This window comes from Pseudomonadota bacterium (assembly GCA_038533575.1).
In the GTDB taxonomy this organism is placed as follows: Bacteria; Pseudomonadota; Alphaproteobacteria; order Rhodobacterales; family Rhodobacteraceae; genus Shimia_B.
The window spans coordinates 2,053,557-2,069,401 of the sequence record JBCAYL010000001.1 but is presented as its reverse complement, the minus strand read 5'-3'; the positions used below and the strand labels follow the sequence as shown (position 1 = coordinate 2,069,401).

Annotated in this window: 19 protein-coding genes; 12 read left to right on the top strand and 7 right to left on the bottom strand. The window is 65.2% G+C overall.

The features are described 5' to 3' along the window. Positions 1 to 58 precede the first annotated feature (58 nt). Positions 59 to 427, top strand: coding sequence for a hypothetical protein (locus AAFM92_10425; GenBank protein ID MEL7300788.1), 369 nt, complete (start codon positions 59 to 61; stop codon positions 425 to 427). A 141-nt stretch (positions 428 to 568) separates the two neighbouring features. On the opposite strand, the gene AAFM92_10420 is transcribed toward AAFM92_10425, so the two are convergent. From AAFM92_10420 to AAFM92_10405, 4 genes are all read right to left on the bottom strand, one after another. After that, positions 569 to 1,069, bottom strand: coding sequence for an SRPBCC family protein (locus AAFM92_10420; GenBank protein MEL7300787.1), 501 nt, complete (start codon positions 1,067 to 1,069; stop codon positions 569 to 571). Positions 1,070 to 1,155: 86 nt separating this feature from the next. Further along, positions 1,156 to 2,385 carry a DUF6596 domain-containing protein gene (locus AAFM92_10415; protein MEL7300786.1) on the bottom strand — a complete coding sequence of 410 codons (1,230 nt, stop codon included), beginning with the start codon at positions 2,383 to 2,385 and terminating at the stop codon, positions 1,156 to 1,158. Then, complete coding sequence (locus tag AAFM92_10410) at positions 2,382 to 2,735, bottom strand: YciI family protein (protein ID MEL7300785.1); 354 nt, start codon at positions 2,733 to 2,735, stop codon at positions 2,382 to 2,384. Before AAFM92_10410 ends, AAFM92_10415 begins: the two co-directional genes overlap by 4 nt. Positions 2,736 to 2,763: 28 nt before the next feature. After that, entirely contained in the window at positions 2,764 to 3,276 is a 513-nt protein-coding gene (locus AAFM92_10405; protein ID MEL7300784.1) for an SRPBCC family protein, read from the bottom strand. 173 nt (positions 3,277 to 3,449) lie between these two features. On the opposite strand from AAFM92_10405, the gene AAFM92_10400 reads away from it, so the two are divergent. From AAFM92_10400 to AAFM92_10380, 5 genes are all read left to right on the top strand, one after another. Continuing rightward, positions 3,450 to 4,448: an AraC family transcriptional regulator gene (locus tag AAFM92_10400; GenBank protein MEL7300783.1), complete on the top strand. Its 999-nt coding sequence runs from the start codon at positions 3,450 to 3,452 to the stop codon at positions 4,446 to 4,448. A gap of 110 nt (positions 4,449 to 4,558) precedes the next feature. Then, on the top strand, positions 4,559 to 4,846 hold the full coding sequence (locus tag AAFM92_10395; protein MEL7300782.1) for a DUF1330 domain-containing protein: 288 nt from the start codon (positions 4,559 to 4,561) through the stop codon (positions 4,844 to 4,846). Between the two features lie 176 nt (positions 4,847 to 5,022). After that, positions 5,023 to 5,850, top strand: coding sequence for an NmrA family transcriptional regulator (locus AAFM92_10390; protein ID MEL7300781.1), 828 nt, complete (start codon positions 5,023 to 5,025; stop codon positions 5,848 to 5,850). A gap of 63 nt (positions 5,851 to 5,913) precedes the next feature. Continuing rightward, the gene (locus AAFM92_10385; protein MEL7300780.1) at positions 5,914 to 6,423 is read left to right on the top strand and encodes an anthrone oxygenase family protein; all 510 of its coding nucleotides are present in this window, start codon (positions 5,914 to 5,916) and stop codon (positions 6,421 to 6,423) included. A gap of 93 nt (positions 6,424 to 6,516) precedes the next feature. Next, entirely contained in the window at positions 6,517 to 7,194 is a 678-nt protein-coding gene (locus tag AAFM92_10380) for a hypothetical protein (GenBank protein MEL7300779.1), read from the top strand. A 67-nt stretch (positions 7,195 to 7,261) separates the two neighbouring features. On the opposite strand, the gene AAFM92_10375 is transcribed toward AAFM92_10380, so the two are convergent. Next, positions 7,262 to 7,390, bottom strand: a complete 129-nt coding sequence (locus tag AAFM92_10375) for a hypothetical protein (protein MEL7300778.1) — start codon at positions 7,388 to 7,390, stop codon at positions 7,262 to 7,264. 498 nt (positions 7,391 to 7,888) lie between these two features. Here AAFM92_10375 and AAFM92_10370 point away from each other — a divergent pair, with 498 nt between their 5' ends. Beyond that, positions 7,889 to 8,398, top strand: coding sequence for a hypothetical protein (locus AAFM92_10370; GenBank protein MEL7300777.1), 510 nt, complete (start codon positions 7,889 to 7,891; stop codon positions 8,396 to 8,398). Positions 8,399 to 8,530: 132 nt separating this feature from the next. On the opposite strand, the gene AAFM92_10365 is transcribed toward AAFM92_10370, so the two are convergent. Both AAFM92_10365 and AAFM92_10360 read right to left on the bottom strand, forming a co-directional pair. Next, positions 8,531 to 9,739, bottom strand: a complete 1,209-nt coding sequence (locus tag AAFM92_10365; GenBank protein MEL7300776.1) for an alpha-D-ribose 1-methylphosphonate 5-triphosphate diphosphatase — start codon at positions 9,737 to 9,739, stop codon at positions 8,531 to 8,533. 175 nt (positions 9,740 to 9,914) lie between these two features. After that, complete coding sequence (locus AAFM92_10360) at positions 9,915 to 10,562, bottom strand: hypothetical protein (GenBank protein ID MEL7300775.1); 648 nt, start codon at positions 10,560 to 10,562, stop codon at positions 9,915 to 9,917. Between the two features lie 177 nt (positions 10,563 to 10,739). Here AAFM92_10360 and AAFM92_10355 point away from each other — a divergent pair, with 177 nt between their 5' ends. The 5 genes from AAFM92_10355 to choV all read left to right on the top strand — a co-directional run bounded on the left by AAFM92_10355 (position 10,740) and on the right by choV (position 15,834). After that, complete coding sequence (locus AAFM92_10355; GenBank protein ID MEL7300774.1) at positions 10,740 to 11,948, top strand: tetratricopeptide repeat protein; 1,209 nt, start codon at positions 10,740 to 10,742, stop codon at positions 11,946 to 11,948. Between the two features lie 158 nt (positions 11,949 to 12,106). Next, on the top strand, positions 12,107 to 12,739 hold the full coding sequence (locus AAFM92_10350) for a hypothetical protein (protein ID MEL7300773.1): 633 nt from the start codon (positions 12,107 to 12,109) through the stop codon (positions 12,737 to 12,739). Positions 12,740 to 12,938: 199 nt separating this feature from the next. Continuing rightward, positions 12,939 to 13,868: a choline ABC transporter substrate-binding protein gene (gene choX / locus AAFM92_10345; GenBank protein ID MEL7300772.1), complete on the top strand. Its 930-nt coding sequence runs from the start codon at positions 12,939 to 12,941 to the stop codon at positions 13,866 to 13,868. A 92-nt stretch (positions 13,869 to 13,960) separates the two neighbouring features. Then, a complete protein-coding gene (gene choW, locus AAFM92_10340; GenBank protein MEL7300771.1) occupies positions 13,961 to 14,797 on the top strand; it encodes a choline ABC transporter permease subunit in 837 nt (278 codons plus the stop codon). Then, on the top strand, positions 14,794 to 15,834 hold the full coding sequence (gene choV, locus AAFM92_10335; protein ID MEL7300770.1) for a choline ABC transporter ATP-binding protein: 1,041 nt from the start codon (positions 14,794 to 14,796) through the stop codon (positions 15,832 to 15,834). The genes choW and choV overlap by 4 nt, the downstream gene beginning before the upstream one ends. Positions 15,835 to 15,845 lie beyond the last annotated feature (11 nt).

The window sequence follows — 15,845 nt, the reverse complement described above, 5'->3', positions numbered from 1 at the left end:
GGTCCCATGGGCTGAGGCAGGTCTTCTGATTTGGCGAGATGCCTTTCGGGGAGGGCATATGGCCAAGTTCCGCCCGAAAGGGCGAGGCGCCCGGCTCATTCTGGCCGGTATTTTGAGCGACCCGATCAGGATGACAGCTCACAGCAGAATATGGGCCATCGGCACCCTCGTGATCTTCTTGCCGCTTGGGGCGTTCGTTATGTTGGGTGGTATTCCGGGCGCGGGCTCTGAGCTCGAGGCCCTGCAGGGCGTGGCGGTGATCACCTCGTTCTTGGCCGCGAAGCATGGCGCCTTTCTTACGAGGATCTTCTACATGCTGGTCGGGTGCGTGCTGGCCGCTGTCTTCTTGGTCCATGGTGACTACCTGCGCCGCGCGGATGGTGACGGCAGTGGCGCTGTCGGCGATTGCGGCGGTGGAGGCGATTGACGGGCCTTGGGGGCCTGCCTGCCTGACAGCCTCGCCCGAGACTAACCTCTCTCTAGACGTATGCCATTGGGCGGCGAGCGGCCATCCGGACATGCGAAAGGCGGGCGCAAGGCCCGCCTTCCCGATCAGCAGCGCGTGGTCTCATGCGGTCGATGCGATGTTCTTGAGGCCGAGCTCGTAGGTCCGGCCGAGCATCCGGTCCATGAAAAGCCCGAAGACGCGGAAGATCGGATTGAAGCCCATGTCGGAGGTCACGGTCCAGGTCACGAGGGCGCCGGTCTCCGTCTCTTCGGCTTCGATCGTCTGAACGGGCTTGCCCATAGCGCCGAGGTCGATGAGGTGGGTGACGCGGGTGGCGGTCACATCGGTCACGGTCTGCGTGCCCTTGCCCTCCTTGCCGGCGAAGCTGAAGCCGGAGCCGACGCCCTTTGCCGGGCCGAACGGCGTGATCTTCAGGTCGGGATCGCTGGTGCGGTAGGGGTTGAAGGTTTGGAAGCCTTCCGTGCTCGAGGCCCGCGCGATGACATCTTCGGGGCGCATGGCGACATCTGCTTGACGGGAGACGACGACCCTGCGGGGCAGGAGGAGGGCGATCAGGGCGATGGCGGCGAGGATGGCTGCGATTGCGTAAACGATAGTCATGGGTCCGGTCCTTTTCTCTGTTGGGACGGGAGAGAATTTCTCCCCTTGTGTCCCCACGACGAAGCCGGCGCCCTCCAATCGACACCTCACGACATCTTTTTTCGCAGAGCGTCGAATTTTTTCTCGAGCCAGAGCCTGGACGGGCGGTCGCTGCACATGGAAATCGCCTTCGCATAGGCCTCGGCCGCGTCAGCGGTCTGGCCCAGTTCGGCGAGACACCGCGCGCGCACGGCATGGAAGGGCTGGTAGGCGTCCAATCGGTCGAACTCGATGACATCCAGCATCCTCAGGCCTTCGGCGGGGCCGGCATCCTCGGCCACGACGGCGGCGCGGCTCACGGCTCCGCCGATGGAGGGATAGGCGCGCATCAATCCGGCATACAGCTGTGAAAGGGCGCGCCAATCGGTGCGCCCGGTGACGGTTCGCGCGGCATGCACCGATTGAATGGCCGCCTCCAGCTCGAACCTGCCCGGGAGACTCCCGTGCGTGCGCTTGTGCGAGGCCGCCGTCAACATGCTCACCGAACGCTCGATGAGGGGCTGGTCCCAGAGTTCGACATCCTGTTCCGGGACGGGCACCAGCACGCCATCCGCGAGGCGCGCATCGCGGCGGGCTTCGATGAAGCCGATCAGCGCCGCGAGGCCAAGCGCCTCGGGGTTCTCAGGGGCTAGTTCGGCCAGGATGCTCGACAGAAAGAAGGCTTCGTGACTGAGATCGCCTTCTCCGTCCAGCCAATCGACGGCGTAGGCGCCGTAGACGGCTTCGAGCACGGCGACCATGCGCTCGGGGTACGCGTCCGGGTCGGGCACGACGAAGGGGATCCCGGCGGACTTGATCTTCTTTTTCGCCCGCACGAGGCGCTGCGCCATGGTGGCGGGGTTGAGCAGATAGGCCTGCGCGATCTGTTCGGCTTCGAGCCCCAGCACGGTCTGGAGCATGAGGGGCGTGCGAACCGCCGCGTCGATCGCGGGATGGGCGCAGACGAACATGAGCTTGAGCCGCTCATCGAGCTCGGTGCCCTCGGGTTCGGTCGCGTATGCGTCGGCCATGTCATTCGCCTCGTCTGTGATGACCAGACGGGCGTCACGGCGCGCCTGATCGATGCGTCTGTTCTTGGCCACTGTCAAAAGCCAGGCCTCGGGCCTGTCGGGAATGCCGCGGTCCGGCCAAGTCTTGAGGGCCGCGACGAAGGCATCGGCGAGGGCATCCTCGGCGGCGATGATGTCGCCCGTTCGGCTGGCCAGCATCGCGATCAGTTTGCCGTAAGCGGCGCGGGCGACGTCTTCCGCCCGCGCCTGTGCGTCCGTTCTGGTCACACGCTGCCCATCGCCGAGGCGCGGATTTCGAGCTTTCCATAATGAACATGGGGGCATTTCTCCGCCCATTTCATCGCTTCATCGAGATTGGGCACATCGATGGCGAAATAGCCGCCGAGCGTCTCTTTCGTTTCTGCGAAGGGGCCGTCCTGCACGCGCTTCTCGCCACCGGCCAAGGTGACTGTGGTGGCGGTGTCGGCGGGGTGAAGCCAGTCGGTCTCGATGAAGACACCGGCTTCCTGGAGGGCGCCGATATATTGGCCGTAGATTTCCTTGGACTTGGCCCAATCCTCTTCGGTCATGCCGGCGGCCATGGCGGGATCGGAATAAAGAAGAAAAGTATAACGCATTGTTTTGGGTTCCTTGCTGGACGTCAGATTAAGCCGCGGCGTCGGCGATGTTGGCAAGACCAAGCTCGAAGTTCGGGCCGATCATTCCATCCATGAAGAGGCCCATGACGCGGAAGAGGGGGTTCATGCCGAGATCCATGTCCATGGACCAGCGGACCTCGGTCACGCCGTCGATGGCCACCGCGGAGATCGCCTGTGTCGGCTGCCCCAGAGGGCCGAGATCGAGGTCGAAGACAACCTGATCTGCCGTGACAGAGGCCACCGTTTGCCGGCCCGCGCCGTCCTTGCTTTCGAAGGAAAAGCCCGAGCCCACGCCCGCTGCCGGGCCAAACATCTCCACCCGCAGGTCGGGGTCGAGGTCCTTGTAGGGATTGAAGGATTGGTAGCCGGTATTGGACGCAGCGAGCGCCAGCACGGCCTCAGGGTTGGCCTCGATGGTCGCGGTGCGTTCGATGCTCACATGGCGCGGAAGCGCGAAGGTGCTGACAGCGAGTGCCGCGATACCGCAGGCCGTGTAGGTCGCGAATGTCTTGAAGGTCATGAATGTCTCCTCTCTGTTGAGCGTGAGAAGGGCTTTTTGCCTCTTCACCCCCACGACGGACGGGACCTGCGCCAATCGACACCGCGGAGAAAAAAATTCTGAATCTTCTCGGGCAGCCTTGCGGCATTCCTGTCGGGCTTGGATCGCGTCCCCGACGCGCTTAGCCTGAAATCATGGGTCAGGTTACGTCTCTTTTTGCCCGCAAGGTTGTGGGCGTTGCAGGCACCGCCATCGAAGCCCGCGCCGTTCTCGCGTCCGTTGGCCTCGATGTGGACGGCGCCTGGGACCCAAAGCATATGCTCGACGAGGATGCCTATTACGGCATGATCGAGATGATGGCCGGGCAGATGGACATCACGCCCCTGCCGCTCATCGTCGGCGAGGCCATGCGGCCGGACGAGTACGGTGCTCTCGGCCTCGCCTGGAAATCGGCCCCCGATCTCCTCGGCTCGTTCTCGCGCGTGGCGCGGTACTGGCGCCTTTGGACCAGTTTTTCGCTCTACGAACTAAGAGACACGCCCCAAGGCATGCTTTTCATCGAACACCGGGAGGGGCCGCGTCGCCTTGGCATGCGCATTTCCATCGAGGCGGATCTTGCGAGCGGCGTGGCGCTCAGCCGCCAGGTCTCACGACGACCGTTTGCGCCGGTCGAGGTGTATTTCCGGCATGCAGCACCCAAAACCATTGCGCACCACGAGGCGTATTTTGACTGTCCCGTCCATTTCGGCGCGGACATGGACGCCATGCTTCTCTCCCATAACGCGTTGGCCGAGCCGAACCTGCTTGGTGACGAGGGCATCACGCAGTTCCTCGTCTCGCATCTTGACCGGGAACTCGCGCAGATCGACGACAAGCCAGCCTTGGCGGCGCAGACCAAAAGCGAGATCGCCCGCGCACTCAGCGAAGGGCTGCCCAAGATGGCGGACATCGCACGGAGAATGGGACTGAGCGCCCGATCCTTTCATCGGCGCCTTGCCGAACAGGGGCTGAGCTTCCAGACGCTCACGGAACAGACGCGCGCCGAGATCGCCTTGAGCATGCTCCGGCAGGATCGCTTCGCCTTGGCGGAGATCGCGTTTCTCACCGGCTACTCGGAGCAGAGCGCCTTCAACCGCGCTTTCAAGAGATGGACGGGCATGACACCCGCGGCCTATCGCAAGGCGCTGGACTGACGCCCGACTGGCGGGGGCTGTCAAAAACTTGGCCTCGCGTGTCAATCCGCACCGCCAGCGACATCCTAGGCTGCCGATGCAAGTGACACATCGGTTAAAGGAGAAAGAAAATGACCGCGCTTATCGTTGCACGCTTCGACGTCAAGAATGCCGAGAAAATGGACGCCTACGCCTCCGCGGCTGGGCCCACGGTTCTGGCGCATGGGGGCGAGTTCGTCGCCATGGGCGAGAAAGTCAGCGCGCTTGTGGGGACGGATGAAAAGAGCTCTGTCGCCATGGTCCGCTTCCCGGATGTCGAAGCGGCCGAGGCCTGGTTTGCCTCGCCGGAATATACGGCCTGCAAGCCCCTGCGCGAGGTCGCGGCAGAGATGCAATTCACGCTCTACGAGACGGCATAGTCGACGGGCAAATCGAGACTGAAAGGGGCGGCGCTGGGCAATCCAGCGCCGCTTTTTTTGCGGCGTACGGGGAAGGCGCGTTGGCAGCGGATGTCAAAACCCTGGCATGCGCGGTCAATACCGGCACCGGCCCGACTTCCTAACCTTGGTCATCAACTTGATCCAAGGAGTGGAAAATGACTGACCAACCGATCCTCGTCGTCGGCGCAACCGGGAAGACCGGCTCTCGCGTCGCGAGCAAACTCGAAGCCAAGGGTCTCATCGTCCGGCGCGGCGCGCGGCGCTCCGAGACGCCTTTCGATTGGGACGACCCGGGCATCTGGGCCCCCGTTCTGAGCGGCGTCTCGAAGGCCTATGTCACCTATTTCCCGGACTTGGCCTTCCCGGGCGCGGTCGAAAAGCTGGAGGCCTTCACCAAGGTCGCCAAGGACACCGGGCTCCGTCACATCGTGCTGCTGTCAGGCCGCGGTGAGCACTTCGCGAGCCAGGGCGAAGACATCGTGCGCGCCTCCGGACTGCCCTTCACCATCGTGCGCGCGGCATGGCTCGCGCAGAACTTTAGCGAGGGCTACCTGCGGGATCCGATCCTCGGTGGCGTGCTGCCGATGCCGGGGGGCGACATCAGGGAGCCGATCATCGATATCGACGATATCCCTGACGTGGTGGTCGCAGCGCTGACAGAAGATGGCCATATCGGGGAGCGCTACGAGGTCACCGGCCCGCAGCTGCTGACATTCGCCGAGATGGCCGAGGTCCTCTCCGCGACGTTGCAGCGCCGCATCCAGCATATCCCGATCACGTTCGAGGATTTTCACGCCAACGTGGCGGCCTCCGGCGGCCATTTCGTGGCCGACGTCTTCACGCAGATCGCACGCGAGACGCTCGATGGCCGCAATGCCCATACCTCCGACGGGGTGGAGCGCGCGCTCGGACGCAAACCGCGCGACTTCGCACAGTTCGCACAGACGGCCATGGGCTCCGGCGCATGGACGGCGGCCGCCTGATCCTCACAACCCGCGGCGGGACGCAAAGCTGTCCCGCCGCACGTCATCCAAGAGGTCCTGACAATGTCGACTGCTTTCTTTTTTCTCATCCAGTTCACAATTCTGGCCTACGCGCTCGTGGGCGGTGTTTTCCTCGCCTTTTCTGATTTCATCATGCGGTCTCTCGCGTTGACCGGTGGCTACGGCGGTGTGGAAGCCATGCAGATCATCAACCGCGAGGTCTTCCGCTGGGTCTTCATGGCCCTGTTTCTGGGGATGGCCGCGGCCTCGGTCGCCATCGCCGCCTATGGCGCGGTCAGCCTCTCGGGAGCGGCGGGCACAGTCATCATGATGGCCGGGCTCGTCTATCTCGTCGGGTGTTTCGGGGTGACTGTGGCCTTCAATGTCCCCATGAACGAAGCGCTCGCGGGCATGGATCTGTCGTCGGACAGCACACGCGCCTATTGGCTGCAGACCTATGTCCCGCGCTGGACGTTCTGGAACTCGGTCCGAACCCTCGCCTGTGCACTCTCCGCGGCACTGCTTCTCTTTGGGCTGCTCTGGTTGATCCAGGGCCAGACACAGCCAACGTGACGCTGGCCCGGGGCCCGGCGGTGCGTGCTCGTTACGCTCCGCCGCGCGGTCTCGGGCGACGCGTCGCGGCATTCACAATCAGGGAACACGGCCATGACGATCCTCGAAAAGGTCAACATCCTCATCTTGCTGCTCACCGTTTCCTACGTCATGGCGCTGAGCAATCTGCTCTCCGGCATCGATGATATTCAGCCGCCCATCGCCTGGCTCACCACGTTCCTCACGAGCATCGGCCTCTTCCGCTTGCTTGTGCTGCTCGCCTACCGGCTGATCAATCGCTCGGATGCGTTGCTGGCGCTCTACCACCGGAACAGGTTCGTGAAGGGCCTTTGGACCTACAGCTACGAGGCGCACGGCAAACGTGACTTTGGCATTTGGCGCATCTCCCAAGACGTCGCAGCGCTGACCATCACGGGCTACGGCCTCGATGAACACGGCAAGATGGACTCGTACTTCCGGAGCATCAGCCAGCCCTTTGAAAACCGCGGGGTGGACGAGATCATGTTTGCTCGGACCGATATCGCCAGCGGCGAGGAGCACTACTCCAAGACGACGCTCTACATCGATCCCATCAGCCGTCACTCATGGTTCTCCGGGCCCAGTGACATCTGGGCGCAGTCGGTTCTTTACGGCTACGAGGAAGACGGGGTGCGGCACGCGGAACTGGCGCTGCAGCGCGCGGACAAGGGGCTGAGCGAGCGCAGGATTGCTGAAAAGCTGGGCACTGCTAGCGCGCCATCCGCGCCATTGTCGAGTACCGCAGGCTCCTGACACGTATACTGGTTGCGCATTGTACGTTTGCGGGTGACCGGAGGTGGCGCGGTTCCGGCTCTGTGTTTCAGACGCGGATCAGGTGGTTGTCCCAGGCAACGGGCAGGTCCCGGTGCGTGCCGTCGGAGAGGGGCTCGAGCGCGGCGGAGGCGACGGGCAGGGCCGACATATCGGCGGCAATGACGTACCAATCCACGTCCGCCTCGATCTTCGGCGCGCCGGGTCCGGCAAAGCCGCAGAACTGTCCGGGCCGCGCTTTCGTGGCCCACGCGGGGCGGGACCCTCATCCCCGTGGTCAACGAAATCGACATCTATCTCCGCAGCCCCCGGCCGGGCATGGCGGATGGTGTAGGTGCGCGCGGAGGGGCGGGGACCTTCGATGAGCTGGGTGTCGAAGTCTACTGCCGTCTGCCCCGCGGCGGGGAGGAAGAGCTTGAAGTGCCCGCCTGCGCACCCTGCCGGGATCTCCTTCAGTCGGGGGCCGGAGAGCGTCACCCGGATCATGTTGGGCGTCACGTGCCGCGCGGAGACCACGTGGAGAAGGTGCATCTTGCGTTCCTTGGCGTCTGGCATGGCTGCTCACGAATGATGATAGGAAGAGGTGGCAATTGCCGAGTAAACAAGTCAAGATTTCGGGCAAAGGCAAGGTTCCGCCAGGTCCACAGCTCAGGACGCTGCTGAAAGGAACCCATAGATGCCCGACGATCCCTGCTGCGGGAGGCCGTTATCGCGCAAAGAAACAACCCGGCATGAGGCGGGCCTCGATGAGCTCGACTTCGACGTCCTGACCATCTCGCGCTTCTATTGGCAGCAATTCGCCATGCCCATGAGCCAGTCTTGGCTCTATGCACTGCGCGAAGCGGAAGCCGCCTTTCCAGGACGCGAGGCCGCGACCATCGCCTTCGCCATTCTCGCCGCGGTGCAGGCCAACCGCTGTTCGCGCGTCTCGACGTTTCACTTCAACAATCCCGGCTGCGGCGCCTGCCGCAATGTCATCTCCGAGCATGAGCGACAATTCATGAGCGTCTTTCGGGCTGTCCGCGCCGGCAGGGTTGGGGCGGCTCGGACCCATGCGATGCTCTTGTGCGAGGGCAACGATACGACAGACTTCATCGAGGAGATGCAGGCGCTCGTCGCCCTGCTTGATGCAGTGCAGGCGATGCCTCTCACGGTGACGGTCGGGCTGCCCCACGCGCCGGTCTGAGGGAAAAGACGGCGTCGGCCGGGTCTCCTTGCACGCGCCGTCGCCAAACGAAAGGCCTGGGTGGCTGTCTGTCGTGGGCTCTATGAGTGCGCTGATCGGCGCCGAGCGGGCCTGAAATGCGGGATCCGGCGCTCAGCCCGCCGGGTGCGCGCGGTAAGCGGCGCGACCGGCCACCCAGGTGCCTAGAATCGCGGGGGTGTGGGCCTCGGGCCAGTCGACAAGCACGAGGTCGGCGCGCTTGCCCACCTCGATCGTGCCACGGTCGTCGAGCCCCATTGCCCGCGCGGGTCCAGTGGAGACAAGCGACCAGAGCGAGGACCTGTCCGCGCGTTTCTCCCGGTCGAGCCGGTCCGCGGCCGCCAGCATGGATGGGTAGTAATAGTCGGAGGCGAGCAGGTCGCAGAGCCCCGCCTCTACCATCTCGGCGGCACCGAGGGAGCCGATATGGCTGCCGCCGCGCACGGCATTGGGGGCGCCGAAAATGATCGCATCGCCATGGGCGCGCGCGTCCTCCGTGGGTCTCATGGCCATCGGGAACTCGGACGTCGTCGCCCCGAGGGCGCGATAGAAGGCGCGCGTCTCGGACTGCGTGTCGTCGTGGCTGAGCATGGGGATGCCCTTCGCGCGGGCTTTCGCGGCCACCCGCTCGAGCATGGGCACCACGTCCGGTCGCCGCTCCCATACCTCGAAGACCAGCGTCCTGTACGCGTCGAGGTCGAGCCCCGCGCGCTGGGCATGGCTCCGGTGCCGTTTCTCAAAGAGTGCGCCATCGTTCAGGTCCATGACGGCGAATGCGGGATCGTGTTCGAAGAGCCGTTCCTGGATCGGGGTGGCGGCGCTGCGCATCGCCATGGAGAGGTGGTCGTTGAAGGCCAGCGCGGGCGTGAGCGGCGCATCGAAGGCCCAGTCAAGCGTTTCGAGCGCCTCGAAGGCAAAGGTCTCCCACCTGAGCTGCACGCGGTTTTCCACCAGAAGCCGCGGCGCCAGCGCGCGCAGGGCCTCCATCATCTCCCGCGCGCGCGGCACACTCCGCAGGCCGGGCTCGAAGCCGAGCGTGATGGAATGATACGTCGTGGCGATGCCATTGGCTGCGAGCTGGCGGTCTGTCTCGAGCACGGCTGTTTCCATGGGAAAGAACACGCCGGGCCGCGGCATGAGCTGGCGCTCGAAGGCATCGCCGTGCACGTCGATGAGGGCAGGGGCGAGGATGCGGCCTGCAGCCGCGATCTCTACTCCGCGTACGGGGCCACCGATATCTGCGATGGTGCCATCCTCGACGGTGACGGTGGTCTCGGTGATGCCGTCCGGCAGGAAGACATGCGCGCCTGTGAACGTGATCAAGCTGGCCTCTCGAGGATCAGGTGCCGGGGGCCACACGCGCGGCGGCCCGGCGCGGCGCGTTGGCGTTCAGGCCGAGGCATACCTTAAGGGGATTATCTGCGCCACACGTCTCGCTGGAGCTGCCTTGGGCCGCCCTTTTCCGCCCGGGTGCAGGGTAGAGAAGGCCGTAGGAGTTTCACTCATCCGGGGGGAAGAAGACGACCTGCACTGTCTTGCAGTCAAAGCTGCCGGCCACGCCATCCGAGATCGCGGATTGCGGGTAGTATTCCGGCAGGCTGTCATCGGAGCATCCCGCGCGGAAGCTCGTGAGCATCTCGTCGGCGATGGCGGGGTCGAGCGGCCCGTGATTGTGCACCGGCAGGTGGTACTCCGCGATCTCGGGGCTGTGAAAGCTCGTCTCGAAGAAATTCCCCTCGACCTCGCCTTTCGGCAGATAGCTGGCCAGCGAGATCGTCCCGTCCTCGGCCACGACACCTCCCGCCGCCAGCGTCACCACGGCGTCGCTCGCCGCGCCGTCGGACATCGTCTCCACCGGCGTGCAGGGGCTTTCGGCGCAGACGGACGGGTTCTGGATCACCACCCACCACACCGTCACGACCTCCCCGGGCGTGAGCCCGGAGGATTTGAGCGCCATGGCCGCGCCAAACGCGCCCTTTTCGAGGACGACCGAGGTCCCCTCGATGGGGCCGGGTGTGAGGCCGCTTCCCGGGGTCCAGTTCATCGGCTTGGTGATGGCTTCGCCCGAGGCGGATACGGCACAGATGCTCAGGACCGCGGCACAAAGGGCGCTAGCACGGAGGAAACGGGGCAGGGACAGGATCATGGGCATGTCTCCTCGACGCGGGACGGCGCAGACTTCGGCAATCTTCCCTAAATCTGCCAGCCGGTTAGTCTGACAGTGGGCCTTGCCGCCGTGGGCGTCCTGAAAAACGGATGAAATCTTATGAAATCTCGAGATTTGCAGCTGGGGACGCTCCGCATCAATCCTATCACAGGGGCCTTGAGCGACAAAGACGGGCAGCCGCTCGGGCTCCGGAACAAGTCGAGGGCGGTCTTGACCTTCCTGCTCGAGCGCCCGAACCGGACCGTGGCCAAGGCAGAGATCCTCGACCATGTCTGGACCGATGTGCTGGCCTCCGACGAGAGCCTCGTGCAGTGCATCGCCGATATTCGCAGGCTCCTTGGTCCCGACGCACGCAGAATCCTCGAGACGATCCCGCGCGAGGGCTACAGGCTCAATCTCGCGCCCGTTCACACCACGCCAGCGCCGCGGCCCTGGCGCGGGGCCACCCTCTTGGCCGTGTCCACCATAGCGGCTGGCCTTTTCGGGATCGCGGTGGCCCTCGGCCTCTTCTCGCCCGCGACCGAGCCCGGTCCCGTGGCGGTGTCTGATGGAGCGTCCCAAGCTGTGTCGTCGCCGGTGATCTCAAGCGCCCCGCCGGGCACGCAGAGCACGGAGGCCTATCTCGAGGTGCTGCAAGGCCGGGTCTCCGCCAGCCGGTACGGGCGCGACGAGAGCCTTGCTGCGGAGCGCCATTTCCGCCGTGCCATCGCCCTTGATCCGAACTACGCGCGAGCGCACGCCGAGCTCGGCACGGTGCTGGCGGTGCGCTTCGAAAACGACTGGAACATCCTCGATGATGCCGACCGGGACAAGGCCCTGTTTTACGCGGAGCGGGCGCTGGAACTCGATCCCGATCTCTGGCTGGCGCATTACGCGCTCGGGCGGCTCCACAGCCTATTGGAGGATTTCGAGACCGCCGAGGCGCATCTGAACACGGCCATGTCGCTCCAGCCGGAAAACGAGGATGCGCGGGCCTATCTCGCCGTCGTGCAGATCTTTCGGGGCCGGCCGGAGGCGGCTGTCGAGATCCTTGAGGCGGTCATCCCGGCCCATCCGGACCCACCATTCTGGTATCACTTTTCACTCGGGCACGCGCTCTACAATGCAGGGCGCTACGAGGAGGCCGAGGGGCCGCTCCTTGCCTGCCTCGAGGAGGCGGGGACCTCTCCCTACTGCTTGCGATACCTGATCGCCACCTATGGGCAGCTCGACCGTCCCGGGCAGGCGATGGAGGCGCGCCGCGCCTATGCGGCCCTCGGGCTCGAAAGCGGCATTGGGCCGATGCTTTCGCTCGTGCAGTTTCACCATCCCGAGGATCTCGCGCGTCTGAGAGACGGCCTGCGCCGGGCCGGCGTGCCCGAGTAGCGCGGCCTTTCGCGCGGCGGTCGCTCTAGGGACGGGGCCGCTTTCACGGGATTTCACCTTTCTTCATTCCGCGAAATCAGGGTGACTGCGCTTCACTCCTCTCCATCGCAACGGTCGGCTGCGCAGCTGTGGACCGGCCCCCAAGGAGAGTGAACGCAATGAAAAGACTTGCAAGACTGACCGCCATCGCCGCGCTCGCGGCAGCGACCAACGCCGGGGCTGAGACGCGGTCCCTGCCCCTGTCCTGGACACCGCCGAGCGGAGAGACGCCGGGGCCCGTGGCGGGCTCTCGGGCGCTGCTCGTCACGGGCCCGGGCGGGGCATCCATGCACCTGACCTCGCGCGGGCTTACGCCGGGCAACGCGGTCACCGTCTGGTTCGTGGCCCTGCAGAACCCCCATCTGTGTCAGAAGAATCCCTGCACGCCGTTCGAGGCCATGGGCATGGCGGAGATGGAAACCGTGGCCGTGAATGGCGGCGGCACGGTGGTGGCCGCCGATGGCACCGTGGAGGTCTCCGCGCATCTTCCCGCAGGGGAGGTGCCCACGAACCTCTTCGAGACCGACTTCGTCGCGCCGGAAAGCGCGGAATACCACCTCGTCATCCATGACCACGGTCCGCTTATCCCGGAGCTCGCAGCTGACATGCTTTCGAGCTTCCGCGGCGGCTGCACTCTGGAAAGCGTGCCGCCGCACTATCCGGACAGCGCCCGACGCGACGGGGCGGGTGGCCCCAATGCGTGCGTCTCGCGCCAGGTGGCGCTCTTCGTGCCCGCGACGCTCTCGAATTGAGGCAGAAGCCGGGCCGGACGCGCATATGGCGGTCGGCCCGGCGTCGGCGAGGCGCGCCCGGGGCCGCACTTGGGCGGCAGTCGCGCAGGCCGATCGCGCCCGAGAGCATCGCCGCAGGGCATCTTTTCTCTCGGATGGGGTTGCGCCGCGGGCCAGAGCGACGGTTCATTGCAGCACCGACTGATCTGGGAGGACTGCAATGACCATCAAGACGACACTTTCGACCCTCGCCCTGGCCGCCGCCGCGGCAGGCGCCGCCCATGCCAATTGTTCGGAGGTCGTCTTCTCCGACGTGGGCTGGACCGACATCACCGCGACGACCGCCGCCACCACGGCCGTGCTCGAAGCCATAGACTACGAGACCGATACCAAGGTCCTTTCGGTCCCGGTGACCTACGTGTCGCTGTCCTCCGGCGACGTGGATGTCTTCCTCGGCAACTGGATGCCCACGATGGAAGCCGACATCGCCCCCTACCGCGAGGACGGCTCCGTGGAGACGGTGCGCGCCAATCTCGAGGGGGCCAAGTACACGCTCGCCACCAACGCCGCCGGTGCCGCGCTCGGGATCACGAGCTTTGCCGCCATCGCCGAGAACGCCGAGGCGCTCGATGGCGAGATCTACGGCATCGAGCCCGGCAATGACGGCAACCGCCTGATCCAGGACATGATCGACAGCGACGCTTTCGGGCTCAACGGCTTCGAGGTCGTGGAAAGCTCCGAGCAGGGGATGCTGGCGCAGGTCGCTCGCGCTTCGCGCTCTGACGAGCCGATCGTCTTCCTCGGCTGGGAGCCGCATCCGATGAACGCAAATTTCGAGATGACCTACCTCACGGGCGGAGATGACTACTTCGGCCCGGATCTGGGCGGTGCGACGGTCTTCACCAACACGCGGGCGGGTCTCGGCGCCGATTGCCCGAACCTCGGCACGTTCTTCGGCAATCTGGAGTTCACGCTGGCCATGGAAAACGAGATCATGGGCGCGATCCTCAATGATGGAGCTGACCCGCGCGACGCGGCAGAGGCGTGGATCACGGCCAATGCGGTGGTGCTCGATACATGGCTCGCCGGTGTGACGACCGCCGATGGCGCCGAGGCGCTGCCGGCAGCGCGCGCGGCCCTCGGCCTCTGATCACGCGCCTCGAGCGAATACGGAAAGGGGCGGCCACTGCCGCCCTTTCATTTCGGCCTTCCTCACCGAAGTGCTGACACGAAGGGGGCGGGATGGACTGGCTGACCGAGAACAAGATCCCTGTGGGGCGCTGGGCAGGCGATTTCTTCGACTGGCTGCAGGATGATTTCGCCTGGGCCTTCAACGTGCTCGCCGACGCGATGGAGGTGCTGATCGACGCGATCCTCTGGGCGCTCGAAACCCCGCATCCCCTCATCATCGTGGCCCTGCTCACTGCGCTCACCTATGCGTTGCAGCGCAGCTGGAAGGCCGCCGCCATCACGCTCTTCGGCCTCCTCTTCATCCTCAACCAGGACTACTGGGAGGAAACTCTCGAAAGCCTCACGCTCGTGCTCTCGGCCTGCGTGGTCTGCATGGGGATCGGGATGCCGCTTGGTATTCTCGCCGCCCACAGGCCGCGGGTGTACACGGTGATGCGGCCAGTGCTCGACCTCATGCAGACACTGCCGCCCTTCGTCTACCTCATCCCGGCCATCGTCTTCTTCGGGATCGGGATGGTGCCGGGGCTGATCGCGACGGTGATCTTCGTCGTCCCCGCGCCGATCCGGCTCACCCATCTGGGGATATCATCGACGCCCGCGCCGCTCATCGAGGCGGCCACCGCGTTCGGCGCTACGCCGCGGCAGATCCTCTGGAAAATCGAGCTGCCCTCCGCCCTGCCGCAGATCATGGCCGGACTGAACCAAACGATCATGCTCTCGCTCTCCATGGTGGTGATCGCGGCGCTCGTGGGCGCGGACGGGCTCGGCGTCCCGGTGGTCCGCGCGCTCAATCAGGTCAACACATCGCTCGGCTTCGAAAGCGGGTTCATCATTGTCGTGGTGGCCATCATTCTCGATCGGATGCTGCGCGTGGAGCGCAAGGCATGAGCGAGATCGCCGTCGAGATCGAGGATGTCTCCATCGTTTTCGGCGGCAAGCCGGAGCTCGCGCTTCCGCTCATGGACGAGGGCCTCTCGCGGAGCGCCATCCAGGAGAAGACCGGGCAGGTGCTCGGCGTCCATGATTGCAGGCTCGAGGTGCGGCGCGGCGAGATCGTGGTGCTGATGGGGCTCTCGGGCTCCGGGAAATCGACATTGCTGCGCGCGGTCAACGGGCTCAACCCGGTCGCGCGCGGGCGCGTGCGCGTCCACAGCGGGGACTGGTCCTGCGAGGTGGGCAGCGCGAAGCGCGAGGCGCTGCGGCGGCTGCGCAGCGAATGCGTGGCGATGGTCTTTCAGCAGTTCGCTCTTTTGCCGTGGCGCACCGTGCGGGAGAATGTGGGCCTGGGCCTCGAACTCGCCGGACAGGGTCGGGCGCAGCGGCGCGCGCAGGTGGACCGGCAGCTCGAGCTGGTGGGCCTCGCGGATTGGTCCGAGCGAAAGGTGGGCGAGCTTTCAGGCGGCATGCAACAGCGTGTGGGCCTCGCGCGTGCCTTCGCGACCGAGGCGCCGATCCTTCTGATGGACGAGCCTTTTTCGGCCCTCGATCCGCTGATCCGCACCCGGCTCCAGGACGAGCTGCTCGAGCTTCAGCACCGTCTGCAGCGCACGATCATTTTCGTCAGTCACGATCTCGACGAGGCCTTCAAGATCGGGGACCGCATCGCGATCATGGAGGGGGGGCGGATCGTCCAATGCGGCACGCCGCAGGAGATCTACAGCGAGCCCGCCAACGGCTACGTGGCCGATTTCGTGGCCAACATGAACCCGCTCGGCGTGTTGCGCGCGCAGGACGTCATGGTAGAGGGCGCAGGAGAGGCTTTGGAGCAGGTTGTCCCTGCCGATGCCGACATCCGCGCGGTCATGGAGCAGGTGGGGGCGAGCGATGCGCCGATCGGCGTGGAACGCGAGGGGCGCATCATCGGCCAGATCACCCGCGGAGACGTCTTGCGCCGCTTGGCTGATCCGGGAGGCGGGGCGAAGTAGACGTCCTTGAA

Excerpts from the sequence above, each read along its gene's own strand:
- AAFM92_10425 (MEL7300788.1), top strand. The coding sequence starts at position 59 with ATGGCCAAGTTCCGCCCGAAAGGGCGAGGCGCCCGGCTCATTCTGGCC.
- AAFM92_10420 (MEL7300787.1), bottom strand. The coding sequence starts at position 1,069 with ATGACTATCGTTTACGCAATCGCAGCCATCCTCGCCGCCATCGCCCTG.
- AAFM92_10410 (MEL7300785.1), bottom strand. The coding sequence starts at position 2,735 with ATGCGTTATACTTTTCTTCTTTATTCCGATCCCGCCATGGCCGCCGGC.
- AAFM92_10405 (MEL7300784.1), bottom strand. The coding sequence starts at position 3,276 with ATGACCTTCAAGACATTCGCGACCTACACGGCCTGCGGTATCGCGGCA.
- AAFM92_10400 (MEL7300783.1), top strand. The coding sequence starts at position 3,450 with ATGGGTCAGGTTACGTCTCTTTTTGCCCGCAAGGTTGTGGGCGTTGCA.
- AAFM92_10395 (MEL7300782.1), top strand. The coding sequence starts at position 4,559 with ATGACCGCGCTTATCGTTGCACGCTTCGACGTCAAGAATGCCGAGAAA.
- AAFM92_10390 (MEL7300781.1), top strand. The coding sequence starts at position 5,023 with ATGACTGACCAACCGATCCTCGTCGTCGGCGCAACCGGGAAGACCGGC.
- AAFM92_10385 (MEL7300780.1), top strand. The coding sequence starts at position 5,914 with ATGTCGACTGCTTTCTTTTTTCTCATCCAGTTCACAATTCTGGCCTAC.
- AAFM92_10380 (MEL7300779.1), top strand. The coding sequence starts at position 6,517 with ATGACGATCCTCGAAAAGGTCAACATCCTCATCTTGCTGCTCACCGTT.
- AAFM92_10370 (MEL7300777.1), top strand. The coding sequence starts at position 7,889 with ATGCCCGACGATCCCTGCTGCGGGAGGCCGTTATCGCGCAAAGAAACA.
- AAFM92_10360 (MEL7300775.1), bottom strand. The coding sequence starts at position 10,562 with ATGATCCTGTCCCTGCCCCGTTTCCTCCGTGCTAGCGCCCTTTGTGCC.
- AAFM92_10350 (MEL7300773.1), top strand. The coding sequence starts at position 12,107 with ATGAAAAGACTTGCAAGACTGACCGCCATCGCCGCGCTCGCGGCAGCG.
- choX (MEL7300772.1), top strand. The coding sequence starts at position 12,939 with ATGACCATCAAGACGACACTTTCGACCCTCGCCCTGGCCGCCGCCGCG.
- choW (MEL7300771.1), top strand. The coding sequence starts at position 13,961 with ATGGACTGGCTGACCGAGAACAAGATCCCTGTGGGGCGCTGGGCAGGC.
- choV (MEL7300770.1), top strand. The coding sequence starts at position 14,794 with ATGAGCGAGATCGCCGTCGAGATCGAGGATGTCTCCATCGTTTTCGGC.